This is a genomic window from Streptomyces sp. PTY087I2 (genome assembly GCF_001687325.1).
Lineage (GTDB): Bacteria > Actinomycetota > Actinomycetes > Streptomycetales > Streptomycetaceae > Streptomyces.
Genome location: NZ_LZRD01000015.1, coordinates 1 through 13,231, shown reverse-complemented (window position 1 = coordinate 13,231; position 13,231 = coordinate 1). Strand labels below are relative to the sequence as shown.

10 protein-coding genes are annotated in these 13,231 nt (G+C 73.1%); 1 reads left to right on the top strand and 9 read right to left on the bottom strand.

All coding sequences use genetic code 11. The features are described 5' to 3' along the window. Nucleotides 1-128: 128 nt before the first annotated feature. The 3 genes from obgE to rplU form a co-directional block, all read right to left on the bottom strand. A complete protein-coding gene (gene obgE / locus A3Q37_RS17715) occupies nucleotides 129-1,565 on the bottom strand; it encodes a GTPase ObgE (protein WP_065485572.1) in 1,437 nt (478 codons plus the stop codon). 159 nt (nucleotides 1,566-1,724) lie between these two features. Further along, nucleotides 1,725-1,982: a 50S ribosomal protein L27 gene (rpmA, locus tag A3Q37_RS17710; RefSeq protein WP_006124388.1), complete on the bottom strand. Its 258-nt coding sequence runs from the start codon at nucleotides 1,980-1,982 to the stop codon at nucleotides 1,725-1,727. 14 nt (nucleotides 1,983-1,996) lie between these two features. Then, nucleotides 1,997-2,317, bottom strand: a complete 321-nt coding sequence (gene rplU / locus A3Q37_RS17705; RefSeq protein WP_006124389.1) for a 50S ribosomal protein L21 — start codon at nucleotides 2,315-2,317, stop codon at nucleotides 1,997-1,999. A 247-nt stretch (nucleotides 2,318-2,564) separates the two neighbouring features. Between rplU and A3Q37_RS17700 the strand changes: the two genes are divergently transcribed. Beyond that, nucleotides 2,565-3,182, top strand: coding sequence for an acyltransferase (locus tag A3Q37_RS17700; protein WP_065485566.1), 618 nt, complete (start codon nucleotides 2,565-2,567; stop codon nucleotides 3,180-3,182). Nucleotides 3,183-3,200: 18 nt separating this feature from the next. Here the strand turns inward: A3Q37_RS17700 and A3Q37_RS17695 are convergent, their stop codons facing one another. The 6 genes from A3Q37_RS17695 to A3Q37_RS17670 form a co-directional block, all read right to left on the bottom strand. After that, nucleotides 3,201-4,484, bottom strand: a complete 1,284-nt coding sequence (locus A3Q37_RS17695) for a nucleotide sugar dehydrogenase (RefSeq protein WP_065485564.1) — start codon at nucleotides 4,482-4,484, stop codon at nucleotides 3,201-3,203. Next, nucleotides 4,481-6,154: a glycosyltransferase family 2 protein gene (locus A3Q37_RS17690; protein ID WP_079137851.1), complete on the bottom strand. Its 1,674-nt coding sequence runs from the start codon at nucleotides 6,152-6,154 to the stop codon at nucleotides 4,481-4,483. Before A3Q37_RS17690 ends, A3Q37_RS17695 begins: the two co-directional genes overlap by 4 nt. Next, nucleotides 6,151-7,674 (bottom strand): glycosyltransferase family 4 protein, encoded by a 1,524-nt coding sequence (locus A3Q37_RS17685; protein WP_065485858.1) that lies wholly within the window; start codon nucleotides 7,672-7,674, stop codon nucleotides 6,151-6,153. Before A3Q37_RS17685 ends, A3Q37_RS17690 begins: the two co-directional genes overlap by 4 nt. Nucleotides 7,675-7,750: 76 nt before the next feature. Next, the gene (locus tag A3Q37_RS17680) at nucleotides 7,751-8,770 is read right to left on the bottom strand and encodes a Gfo/Idh/MocA family protein (RefSeq protein ID WP_079137849.1); all 1,020 of its coding nucleotides are present in this window, start codon (nucleotides 8,768-8,770) and stop codon (nucleotides 7,751-7,753) included. Beyond that, nucleotides 8,767-9,885, bottom strand: a complete 1,119-nt coding sequence (locus tag A3Q37_RS17675) for a DegT/DnrJ/EryC1/StrS aminotransferase family protein (protein ID WP_065485562.1) — start codon at nucleotides 9,883-9,885, stop codon at nucleotides 8,767-8,769. The genes A3Q37_RS17680 and A3Q37_RS17675 overlap by 4 nt, the downstream gene beginning before the upstream one ends. Nucleotides 9,886-10,088: 203 nt before the next feature. Next, nucleotides 10,089-13,231 (bottom strand): ribonuclease E/G (locus A3Q37_RS17670; protein WP_065485559.1); only part of this gene is annotated, 3,143 nt, incomplete at its 5' end.

Here is a 13,231-nt window from a genome sequence, read left to right as displayed (position 1 = left end):
ATCGGCACATGAGCAGCACGTGCACCCGGTGTGACCGGCGAGAACGACCGGAGGTGGCCCGGGGCCGCCGGACGGCCCGCCTCCGGGAAGACGGGCCGTTTGCCGGGGAGGCGGGCCGGGGGCGCGCCCTAGAAGGGGTCGAACTCGTCGTATTCCTTCTGCGCGTCGTCGCGTTCGGCCTCGCGGTCCTTGCGGCGCTGCGCGGCGGGGCGCGGGGCCTCCATGCGGTGGTCCTCGCCGCGGCGGCCGAGCATCTCCGCACCGGCCTGCATGGTCGGCTCCCAGTCGAAGACGACCGCGTTGTCCTCGGGGCCGATCGCGACACCGTCACCGGCCCGGGCGCCCGCCTTGACCAGTTCGTCCTCGACGCCGAGGCGGTTGAGCCGGTCGGCGAGGTAGCCGACGGCCTCGTCGTTGTTGAAGTCGGTCTGGCGCACCCAGCGCTCGGGCTTCTCGCCGCGCACCCGGTAGAGGTCCTCGCCCTCGGCGGTGACCGTGAAGCCCGCGTCGTCGACGGCCTTGGGGCGGATGACGATGCGGGTCGCCTCCTCCTTCGGCTTGGTGGCGCGCGCCTCGGCGATGATCCCGGCGAGCGCGTAGCTCAGTTCGTTGAGGCCCTTGTGGGCGATCGCGGAGACCTCGAAGACGCGGTAGCCGCGGGCCTCCAGGTCGGGGCGGATCATGTCGGCGAGGTCCTGGCCGTCGGGGATGTCGACCTTGTTGAGGGCGACGATGCGGGGCCGGTCCTCCAGACCGCCGTACTGGCGCAGCTCCTCCTCGATGATGTCGAGGTCGGAGACGGGGTCGCGGTCGGACTCCAGGGTGGCGGTGTCCAGGACGTGCACGAGCACCGAGCAGCGCTCGACGTGCCGCAGGAACTCCAGGCCGAGGCCCTTGCCCTGGCTGGCGCCGGGGATGAGCCCGGGGACGTCGGCGATGGTGTAGACGGTCGAACCGGCGGTGACGACGCCCAGGTTCGGTACGAGGGTGGTGAACGGGTAGTCCGCGATCTTCGGCTTGGCCGCGGAGAGCACCGAGATCAGCGAGGACTTGCCCGCGCTGGGGTAGCCGACGAGGGCCACGTCGGCGACGGTCTTGAGCTCCAGGACGATGTCCCGGCTCTCGCCCGGCTCGCCGAGCAGCGCGAAGCCGGGGGCCTTGCGGCGGGCGGAGGCCAGCGCGGCGTTGCCGAGGCCGCCACGGCCGCCCTGACCGGCCACGAAGGTGGTGCCCTGGCCGATGAGGTCGGCGAGGACGTTCCCGGCCTTGTCGAGGACGACGGTGCCGTCGGGGACGGGCAGGACCAGGTCCTGGCCGTCCTTGCCGGAGCGGTTGTCGCCGGCGCCGGGCTGGCCGTTGGTGGCCTTGCGGTGGGGGTGGTGGTGGTAGTCGAGCAGCGTGGTCACGGACTGCTCGACGACGAGGATCACGTCGCCGCCGCGTCCGCCGTTGCCCCCGTCGGGGCCGCCCAGCGGCTTGAACTTCTCACGGTGTACGGAGGCGCAGCCGTGGCCTCCGTTACCCGCGGCGGCATGCAGCTCGACGCGGTCCACGAAGGTGGTCATGGTGGGTGCCTCCAGATAACAGGTGCAGGTACAGCGGAAAAAGCGGAATTGTCTCTGTCGTAACACGCCGAGGGCGGACCCGCTTCCCCGTTGTTCGCCGGGAAAGCTGAGATCCGCCCTCGGAAGGTGCTGTGTGCCGTTCTGCGCGCGTCGAGAGACTCAGACGGCGAGCGGAACGATGTTCACGACCTTGCGGCCGCGGTGCGTGCCGAACTCCACCGCACCGGCGGTCAGCGCGAACAGCGTGTCGTCGCCGCCACGGCCGACGCCCGCGCCGGGGTGGAAGTGGGTGCCGCGCTGGCGGACCAGGATCTCACCGGCGTTGACGGCCTGACCGCCGAAGCGCTTCACGCCGAGCCGCTGAGCATTGGAATCGCGCCCGTTCCGAGTGGACGATGCGCCCTTCTTGTGTGCCATGTGTTCTCAGTCCCTTACTTCGCAGCCGTGGGGATACCGGTGACCTTGATCGCCGTGTACTGCTGGCGGTGACCCTGGCGGCGGCGGTAGCCGGTCTTGTTCTTGTAGCGAAGGATGTCGATCTTCGCGCCCTTGTGGTGGTCCACGATCTCGGCCGTGACCTTGATGCCGTCCAGCACCCACGGGTCGCTGGTGACCGAGTCACCGTCGACAACGAGCAGGGTCGAGAGCTCGACCGTGTCGCCAACCTTGGCAGTGGAAATCTTGTCAACCTCAACGATGTCGCCGACAGCAACCTTGTGCTGGCGACCACCGCTGCGCACGATGGCGTACACGCGGATCTCTCTCTCGCTCGGAACGGAACCCCTGATGCCAGCCGCCCGCACGGGCCGGGGCCCGTGTCGATCCGGAAGGATGAGCGGCCTCTCCTGGCGGACGGCGCGAACACCGACCGTTACCGGGAGGGATGTGCTCAGGGGTAGGCGCGTTAAGGAAACACACCGAGGGACAAGGTTACGGGGCCGGGGTGTGGGGGTCAAACCGTAGGGTTTCGCGGAGAACCCTCTCCGGAAGGCGTCGAACGTGGACTACCGAGTGCAGCCGACCGCCCAGGTCGACGAGAGTGCCGTCGTCGGAGCCGGCAGCAGCGTCTGGGAGCTGGCCCAGATCCGTGAGGGGGCACGGCTCGGCGAGCACTGCGTGGTCGGCCGGGGGGCCTACGTCGGCGCCGGCGTACGGATCGGCGACAACGTGAAGCTCCAGAACTTCGCCCTCGTCTACGAGCCGGCCGAGCTGGCGGACGGGGTCTTCGTGGGCCCTGCGGTGGTGCTCACCAACGACCACAACCCGCGGTCGGTCGATCCCGACGGCCGGCAGCGGCGCGGCGGCGACTGGGAGCCGGTGGGGGTCACGGTCGCGGAGGGCGCGTCGCTCGGGGCCCGGGCGGTCTGTGTCGCCCCGCTGCGGATCGGCCGGTGGGCGATGGTCGCGGCCGGGGCCGTCGTGACCCGGGACGTCCCGGACTTCGCGCTGGTGGCGGGGGTGCCGGCCCGCCGGATCGGCTGGGTCGGACGGTCCGGCGTACGGCTGGTCGCCCGGGAGGACGCCCCGGGCCCCGGCCGGTGGGAGTGCCCGGCGACCGGGGCCCGCTACACGGAGGCGGACGGGGTGCTCACGGAGTACGACGAGCACGAGGGGTGAGGACCGGCCGCCGCCGGCTCACCCGCCGATGACGATCCGCCGCACCCCCGGCCAGCGGGCCGGGTCGGTCGTCCGGCGTCCGTCGACCAGGACGCGTACGTCCGGCAGGGCGTCGGCGGACAGCTCGCGGTACTCGGGGTGGTCGGCCTGGACGATCGCGGCGGTGACGGTCTGGCCCTCGTGCGGGACCAGCCCCTGGGCCCGCAGCTCGTCGGGGCCGTACAGCGGGTCCGAAACGAACGGCACCGCACCGCGCTCGCGCAGCGCCTCGACCACACCGAAGACGCCCGAGAACGCGGTCTCCTTGACGCCGCCCCGGTAGGCGGCGCCCAGGACCAGCACCCCGACGCCGTTCAGGTCGCCGTAGGCGGCCGCCAGCAGGTCGACGGCGTACGCGGGCATCGCGGCGTTGGCCTCCCGGGCGGCGCGGACCACCGTCGCCTCCGGGTCGTTCCACAGGTACATCCGCGGGTAGACCGGGATGCAGTGTCCGCCGACGGCGATGCCCGGCCGGTGGATGTGGCTGTAGGGCTGGCTGTTGCACGCCTCGATGACCTGCTCGACGTCGATGTCGTTGCGGTCGGCGAAGCGGGCGAACTGGTTGGCCAGGGCGATGTTGACGTCCCGGTAGGTCGTCTCGGCGAGCTTCGCCAGCTCGGAGGCCTCCGCCGAGCCCAGGTCCCAGACGCCGTTGGGGCGGGGCAGGTCGTCGCGGTCGTCGAAGTCGAGCACGGACGCGTAGAAGGCGGCGCCGCGCCGGCCGGACTCCTCGTCGATGCCGCCGACCAGCTTGGGGTAGCGGCGCAGATCGGCGAAGACCCGGCCGGTGAACACCCGCTCCGGCGAGAAGACCAGGGGGAAGTCCGCGCCGGCGCGGAGCCCGGAGCCCTCGGCCAGCATCGGCGCCCAGCGGCCGCGGGTGGTGCCCACGGGCAGGGTGGTCTCGTAGCTGACCAGGGTGCCGGGCCGCAGCCCGGCGGCGACGGCTTTGGTGGCGGCGTCCATCCAGCCGAAGTCGGGGACGCCCTCGGCGTCCACGAACAGCGGGACGACGATCACGACGGCGTCGGACGCGGCGACGGCGGCCGTGGTGTCGGTGGTGGCGGAGAGCCGCCCCGACCCGACCGCATCCCGCAGCCGCTCGCCGAGCCCTTCCTCGCCGGGGAAGGACTCGGTGGCCGCGTTCACGAGGGCGACGACCCGCTCGTCGGTGTCCGCGCCGGTCACCGTGTGGCCCTTGGCGGCGAACTGCACGGCGAGCGGGAGCCCGATCTTGCCCAGGGCGACCACACAGATATTCATCCGCTCCGCTTCCTCTCGGATCCCAGTGATCCCAGCGATCCCAACGCTCTCCACAGCCGTGTCCCCCAGCCCCCGCGCTCCCGCAGCGGTCCCGTCGTGATCACGAGCCGGCCCTTGGTGTTGGGCCAGGCCGCGACCCGGTGGGGTTCGGCCTCGCCCCACCGGCGGGCCAGCGGCATGGGGCGCCCCTCGGTCCGCACCGGGATCTCGTAGGTCCGCCCCGCGACGTCGAGGTAGACCCGGACGCCCTTCTTGGCCTTGGCCGCGGGCACCGGGAGGCGGGCCACGACGCGAGTGCCGGTCCCGGCCGCCGCCGCCTCCGTCGCGGTGACGTCGCCGGGCGACGCGGGGCGCGGCTGCGTCGGCGGCAGCCTGCGGGCGCCGGGCCGGTCGGCGCTCTGCGGCATGGCGCCCTGGGCCAGGGCGACCGTCACGGAGGAGGTGTCGCCGGTGACGGCGAGGCGCAGCCGGACGGTGACCCCGAGGTCCTCGCCGTGCTGGTCCCAGTCGGCCGAGTCGAACGCGGTGCCCGTCGCGAGCCGGCCCGCGACGGATTCGCCGAGCACCTCGTAGTAGCGGTCGTCCAGCCCGACGGCGGGGTCCCGGAACCCCGGGTAGACGGCGAAGGCCCGGTCGCCCTCCAGCAGGAAGGGCGGGGCGCCCTGCCGGGTCTCCTCCGCGATGGCCCGGCTCAGCGCTTCCACGGCCCCCTGGCGGGCCAGCCCGAACCGGACCCGCCTGCGCACCCCCGTACCGTCGCGCAGGGCGTCCGTGTAATAGGCGTCCAGCAGCTCCGCGATCCCCTCGCACAGGCTCTTCCGGGTCACCGCGGGCAGATCGGGGAAGTCGGCCAGCAGGAGCTTGGAGAGCTCCCAGGTGAAGTGCCGGGACAGGAGGGCGTCCCGCCGGGGGCCCGGCTCCACGAGCCCGGCGGCGTGCGCCATGATGCGGGCGGTGCACCGCAGCCGGGAGAGGTGGTCGGCCCGGTAGGTGATGTTGCTCGCGTCGCCCCGCTTGACCGCGTAGTAGCAGATGTAGTCGGCGAGCACGGAGATCCGGCGGGCCCGGACGCAGGCCTCGATGGTGAAGGGCTGGTCGCTGCCGACCGGCAGGTCCTCGGGGAAGCGCAGGCCGTGTTCCTCGACCAGCGAGCGCCGGAAGAGCTTGGTGTTGGCCAGCGTGAACGGCAGGGGCGAGTCGTAGAGGCTGATGTCGGGGGCGTTGCGCTCGTACAGCTTCTGGTGGACGTACCGCCCGTTGACCCCGACCGCCCGGCCGACGACGATGTCCGACCCGTGCTCGTCGGCGTACGCCACCAGCCGCTCCAGGGCCTCCGGCCCCAGCCGGTCGTCGGAGCCGACGAAGAAGACGAACCGGCCGGTCGCCCGCTCCAGGCCGCGGTTGCTGGGCGCGGCGGGGCCGCCGGAGTTGGCCTGGTGCAGCACCGTGACCGTGTCCGGGTACGTCGCGGCGAACCGGTCGAGTTCCGGCCCGCTGCCGTCCGTCGAGCCGTCGTCGACCGCGATGACCTCCAGCCGGTCCGGCCCGATGCTCTGGGCCATCAGGGAGTTCAGGCACTCCGTGAGGTAGGGCATCGTGTTGTAGACGGCCACGATCACGGTGACATCGGGCGGTCGTCGGGCCCCGGTGGCGTCGGCCGGTCCGGTCACGGAGCGACCCGGGTCATCCGTCGCGCGGCGGGGGCCGGGGGGCCTTCGACGAGCCGGGCGTACACGCGGTCCAGGACGGCCGCCTGCGCCTCCCAGGTCCACTCCCCGAGCAGGTCGCCCCGTGTGTAGGCGTCGCGGTAGCGCCCGGGGTCGGCGAGGACCGCCGTCACCGCGCGTACGTAGTCCTCGACGTCCTCGGCTGTGAACACCTCGCCCTGGCCGGTGGCGGCGACCGTCTCCCCCATCGTCCGGACATCGCTGACGACCAGCGGCAGCCCGGCGTGCGAGTACTCGAAGAACTTGGTGATCAGGGCGATCTCGTGGTTCGGCCAGTGGTGGATCGGAATGACCCCGACGTCGGCGGCGGCCAGATGGCGGACCACCTGGTCGTGCGGGACGTACGGCAGGATGTGCACCCGGTCGCGGACGCCGAGCACCGTCGCCCGGGCCTTGAGCGACTGCATGTAGGGCGAGTTGGCGCGGGGGACGATGTACGCCACATGGGATCCGGGCAGCCGGGGCAGCGCCTCGACCATGATGTCCAGCCCCCGCTGCGGGGCCGCCGAACCGCTGTAGACGGCGAGCGGCACCTCCGGTCCGATGCCGCACAGGGCCCGCAGGTCGGGCACCGGCTCGGCGGCCCGGTCGGCGGGGATCACCGTGTCGGGGGCGTTGAGCACGACCTCCGGGAGGTCCTTCAGCCCGTGGTGCTCGGCCAGCATCTCGGCGAGGGAGGCCGAGACGGTCGTGACGGCGTCGGCGTATTTGGCGTGCTCCCGCTCGTGCGCGCACTGGGCGATGTGCCAGCGCGGGTGCGGGCTCCAGGGCTTGATGCCGGGCAGGAACTCGTGCGCGTCCCAGACGAGCCGGACGGTGCGCCCCTTGGCCTCGGCCCGCAGCTTGGCCCGCGCGCCGACCCCGAGCATCCGGAAGTCGTTCGCGTGGATCAGGTCGGGTTCCAGGGCGTCGATGACCTTCCCGTAGGCCAGCTCCAGGTCCCACAGCCCGGGGTCGAGCCGCCGCCAGGCCCGTTCGCCCATCGCCCGCACCCAGAAGGCGGTGGTGAAGCGGTCGAGCGGGGTGTCCATGTCCTTGCGGCGCCGCTCCAGCGCGGCGGTGTGCCGGGCGCGCAGCCGGACCCAGCGGCCCATGCCCCGGGAGAGCACCCGGGCCGGCAGCAGGCGTGTCGCGGCGGCCCCGGAGCCGTTGCGCCCCGCCTCGATGACCCGCAGGTTCAGTTCGGCCCGCCACGCCTTCATCCGCTGCTTGCGGTATTCGGCCAGCGGGCCCGGAGGGTAGGCGAGCGGCGCGCGGAGGACCGCCCGGCGGTATTCGTGCCGGCGGCGGTGCAGCGGTGTCGCGACGGGCAGCAGCCGGACCCGGGCCTCCCCCAGCTGCCAGTTCTGCGCCTTCTTGTTCGGCGACTTGCCGAGGAGGACGACGTCCCAGCCGGCCGCGGCGGCGGACCGGGCCTCCTTCTGGACCCGGGAGTCGCCCTTCACGGCGTTGTCGACCAGCATGACGATCTTCCCGCGCGACCGGCCGGCGGAGGCGGGAACCGGGGCGGGGGCCGGCGCGGGGGCCGGGGACTGAGGGTCAAACACCACGTGGGATCGTTTCCTCCCGCTCGAAGACGACGGTGCGGCCGGTCCTGGCCGAGTCGAGCAGGGAGGCGGCCACCTCCACGGTGCGCAGCCCCTGCCGCAGGGTGCAGATGTCGGCGGAGAGGCCCTGCACGGCGTCCCGGAAGAGTTCGTGTTCGACGAGCAGCGGCTCGCGCTTGGGGATGGCGTAGCGGATCATGTCGCCCTCGGAGACCCCGCGGAACGCGCGCAGGGCCTCCCACTCGGTGGCGACGGAGGCGTTCGAGTAGAACGTCAGGTCGGCCGTCAGCGTGTCGGCGATGAGGCAGCCGCGCTCGCCGGTGACGGAGGTGAACCGTTCCTTGAGCGGGCTCAGCCAGTTGACCAGGTGGTTGACCATGGTCCCGTCGGAGAGCCGGCCCACCGCGCTGACCATGTCCTCGTAGGGGCGGCCGGACTTCGACACGGTGTGCGCCGCGATCGACACATAGCTCCGGCCGGTCATCCACGCGGTCAGGTCGATGTCGTGGGTGGCCAGGTCCTTGACCACGCCGACGTCGGCGATGCGGTGCGGGAAGGGGCCCTGACGGCGGGTCACGATCTGGTACAGATCGCCGAGTTCGCCCTCCCGCAGCCGGTCCCGCAGCGAGCGCAGGGCGGGGTTGCAGCGTTCGATGTGCCCCACGCCCGCGACGAGGTTCCGCGACTCGAAGGCGTGCACGAGACGCAGGGCGCCCTCGACGGAGTCGGCGAGCGGCTTCTCGATCAGCACGCAGACGCCCGCGTCGGCCAGCCGCAGCCCGATCTCCTCGTGCAGTCCGGTCGGGCAGGCGACGACGGCGTAGTCGATGCCCAGGTCCAGCAGCTCCTCGACGTCCTTCAGCACGGGGGCGCCCTGGGCCCAGCCGTTCTTGTCGCCCAGCGGGTCGACGACGCCGACCAGGTCGACGCCCTCCAGGGCCATGAGCACCCGGGCGTGGTGGCGGCCCATGGAACCAAGGCCGATGAGCCCGGCCTTCAGTGCGGCGGTCACGGGTTCTCCCCCAGGGCGTTCACGGCGGTGACGACGCGCTCCAGGTCGCCCTCGGTGAGCGAGGGGTGGACGGGCAGGGACACGACCTCGGCGGCGGCCTTCTCGGTCTCCGGCAGATCCCAGCTGCGGCCCGCCTTCTGATCGGGCTCCCAGTAGGGCTTGAGGCGGTGGATCGGGGTCGGGTAGTAGACCGCGTTGCCGATGCCCGCCCCGGTGAGCCGCGCCATCGCGGCGTCCCGGTCGCCCCGGATCCGCACGGTGTACTGGTGGTAGACGTGCCGGGCGCCCTCGGCCACCGGCGGCACGGTGACGGCCGGTGCGGTGATGTGTTCGTCGAGGTACGCGGCGTTGGCGCGGCGCCGCTCGGTCCAGGCCGCCAGCCGGCCGAGCTGTACGCGGCCGACGGCGGCCGACACGTCGGTCATCCGCATGTTGGCGCCGACGATCTCGTTGGCGTACCGCTGCTCCATGCCCTGGTTGCGCAGCAGACGCACGGTGCGGGCCAGTTCGGGGTCGGCCGTGGTGACCATGCCGCCTTCGAGGGCGTGCATGTTCTTGGTCGGGTAGAAGCTGAAGGCCCCGCCCGCGCCGAACGCGCCGACCGGAGTGCCGTGCAGGGCCGCGGTGTGGGCCTGGCACGCGTCCTCGACGACCGCGAGCCCCCGCAGCTCGGCGATGGACATGAGGCGGTCCATCGCCGCCGGATGACCGTAGAGGTGTACGGGCATGATCGCGGCCGTACGCGGGGTGATCGCGGCCTCGACCGCCGCCGGGTCGAGTCCGAAGCCGTCCGGCTCGATATCGGCGAACACGACGTCGGCCCCGGTCAGGCGGACCGCGTTCGCGGAGGCGGCGAAGGAGAACGAGGGGACGACGACCTCGTCCCCCCGCCCGATGCCCAGGGCCAGGAGCAGCAGGTGGAGGGCGGAGGTGCCGGAGTTGACGGCGACGCAGATCCGCCCGTCCACCAGCGCGGAGAAACGCTCCTCGAAGGCGGCGACCTCGGGCCCCTGGACGACGCGTCCGCTGCGCAGCACCTGCACCACGGCGTCGATCTCGGCCTCTCCGATGACGGGTGAGGCCACCGGAACCTGCTGCTCGTTGATGCTCGTCATCGACGTCCTCCTCGGCGGGTGCACTGCCGGCAGCCCCGGCCCTGCCACCCCAGGGGTGCGTCAAATCATGACATATCGGTCGCCGGTCGGACGGGGTTTGGTCGCCGACCGGCCGGGACGCCACGGCCGGAAACGCGGACGTCCCGCCCCGAAGTGCTCGGGGCGGGACGTCTGCGTACGGACGGGAGGGTGTCGGCGGGCGGTCAGCCGGCCGAGGGCTCACCCTCTCCGGACCCGGTGGAGGCGGTCACCGAAGCCGACGGCTGCTCGGCGGCGACGGTCTTCTTCGTCGCCTTCTTCGCGGCCGTCTTCGCCGTCGTCTTCTTGGCTGCGGTCTTCTTCGCGGCGGTCTTCTTGGCCGCCGCCTTCTTCGCCGGGGCCTTCTTGGCGGCGGCCTTGCGGGCCGTCTTCTTCGCCGGGGCGGGCTCGGCGGGCTCGGACTCCGTCGCTCCGGCGTCCGTCGCTCCGGCCTCCGGGGCCTTCGCCTCGGACTCCTTCGCCTCGGGCCCCTTCGTCTCGGGCGCCGAAGCGACCACGACGATCTCCGCGTCGTCCGACCCGGTGGGCGAGCCGGCCGGAGCGGTGACCTTACGGGTCACCCGGCGGCGGGCACGCGGCGGGGCGGCCACGGGGGCCTCGGCCTCGGGGGCCTGCTCCGCCGGGGTCTCCTCGGGGGCCGGGGTCTCGGCGGCGGGCGCCTCGACGACCGGGTCCTCGACCGCGACCGGCTCCGCGCTGGGCTCGGCCGGCTGTACCGGCTCCGCCGCTTCGGCCTGCTTCGGCGAACCCGCCGGGGCGGTGGCCTTGCGGGTGGCCCGACGGCGCGTACGGCCCTGGGGCGCGGCCTCGGCCGGAGCCTCGGGGGTCTCCACGACCTCCGTGACCTCCGCGACGGGGGCCTCGGCGACGGGCGTCTCCACGACCGGGGCGGGTGCCTCGGCCTTCGGGGCGCCGGCCGGGGCCGACGCCTTGCGGGAGGCCCGGCGGCGGCCACGGCGCGAGGCGGCGGCCTCGGCCTCGGCGGGGCTGCCGTAGAACTCCTCGTCCGCGGTGACCTCGGGCTCCACGGCCACCGGGGCGGCGACCTCGGCGGCCAGTTCGGCCTCGGTCTCCGTCTCCACGGGCTCGGCGGCCACGTGGTCGTCGGAGCCGTGGTCGTGGGTGTGCTCGTGGTCGTGGCCGGCGCCGCCACGGCGCTTCTTGGACTTCTTGCCGCCGCCACCGCCGCCGACGGACGTCGGCTGCTCCATGTGGACGATGACACCGCGCCCGTTGCAGTGGACGCAGGTCTCGGAGAAGGACTCCAGCAGACCCTGGCCCACCCGCTTGCGGGTCATCTGGACCAGGCCCAGCGAGGTGACCTCGGCGACCTGGTGCTTGGTGCGGTCGCGGCCCAGGCACTCCAGGAGGCGTCGCAGCACGAGGTCCCGGTTGGACTCCAGCACCATGTCGATGAAGTCGACGACGACGATGCCGCCGAGGTCGCGCAGCCGCAGCTGGCGCACGATCTCCTCGGCCGCCTCCAGGTTGTTCCTGGTGACGGTCTCCTCCAGGTTGCCGCCCTGGCCGGTGAACTTGCCGGTGTTGACGTCGACGACGACCATCGCCTCGGTCTTGTCGATCACCAGCGAACCGCCGCTGGGCAGGTAGACCTTGCGGTCCAGCGCCTTCATCAGCTGCTCGTCGATGCGGTACGTCGCGAAGACGTCGACCTCGGAGGTCCAGCGCGAGAGCCGCTCGGTGAGGTCGGGCGCCACGTGCGAGACGTACCCGTGGATGGTCTCCCACGCATCGTCGCCGCTGACGATGACCTTGGAGAAGTCCTCGTTGAAGATGTCGCGGACGACCCGGACGGTCATGTCCGGCTCGCCGTAGAGCAGCGTCGGCGCGTTGGAGCCGCTGGTGCCCTTCGCCTTCTTCTGGATGTCCTCCCACTGCTGCTGGAGCCGCTCGACGTCACGGCGCAGCTCGTCCTCGCTCGCGCCCTCGGCGGCGGTGCGCACGATGACGCCCGCGTCCTCGGGGACGATCTTCTTGAGGATGGTCTTGAGGCGGGAGCGCTCGGTGTCGGGCAGCTTGCGGCTGATCCCGGTCATCGAGCCCTCGGGCACGTAGACCAGGTAGCGGCCGGGCAGCGAGACCTGGCTGGTGAGGCGCGCGCCCTTGTGGCCGATCGGGTCCTTGGTCACCTGGACCAGGACCGACTGGCCGGACTTGAGCGCGGTCTCGATGCGGCGCGGCCCGTGGGCCATGCCGAGCGCCTCGAAGTTGACCTCACCGGCGTACAGGACGGCGTTGCGGCCCTTGCCGATGTCGACGAAGGCGGCCTCCATGGACGGCAGGACGTTCTGGACCTTGCCCAGGTAGACGTTGCCGACGTAGCTGGTGGCCTGCTCCTTGTTGACGTAGTGCTCGACGAGCACGTTGTCCTCGAGGACGCCGATCTGGGTGCGCTCGCCGTTCTGGCGGACGACCATCACGCGCTCGACGGCCTCGCGGCGGGCCAGGAACTCCGCCTCGGTGATGATCGGGACCCGGCGGCGGCCCTGCTCGCGGCCCTCGCGGCGGCGCTGCTTCTTGGCCTCCATGCGGGTCGAGCCCTTGATGGACTGGACCTCGTCGAAGCCGGTGCCCGGCTCGCGCTCCTCCTTCTTGCGCGGCTCGCGGACCTTGACGACCGTACGCTCCGGGTCGTCGGAACCGTTGTCGGTGTCGACGGCGGCATCACCGCTGCGGCGACGGCGACGACGGCGACGACGGGAGCTGCTGCTCGAACCGGAGGGCGAGGAGTCCTCGTCCTCGTCGCTCTCCTCGGCGGCCTCCTGGGCCTGGCCGCGGCCGCCGTCCTGCTCGTCCTCGGAGCGGGGCTCCTCGGCGCGGGCGGGCGCGGGCGCGTCCTCGGTGGTCTGCTCGTCGTCCGTGTCGTTGGCCTCGCCACGGCGGCGGCGGCGGCCTCCACGGCGGCGACGGCGCGAGGGGCGGTCGCCGTACTCGTCGGTGTCCTCGCCCTCGTGCTCCTCCGCCTCGGCCTCGGGGGCCTCGTCGGCGGTCTGCTCGGCGGGCGCCTGCGCCGGGGCGGCGGGCTCGGCGGCCTGCTCGGTCGGCTCGGCCTCACCACGGCGGCGGCGACGGCGACGCGAACCACCCTGCGGCGCGGCCTCGGCGGGCGCGGCCCCCTGCCCCGCCCCCCCGGTCTGCCGCCCCCCCGCCCCGTCCCCCTCGCCGCACCGCCACCTGGGACCGGCCCCGGCGGCGCCGGCGGGCCCCGGGCTCCGGGGCGGGGTGAACCGGCCCGCGGCGACCCGGGGCCGGGCGCCACCGTCGGCCCGGGGCCGCGGCGCCCCGC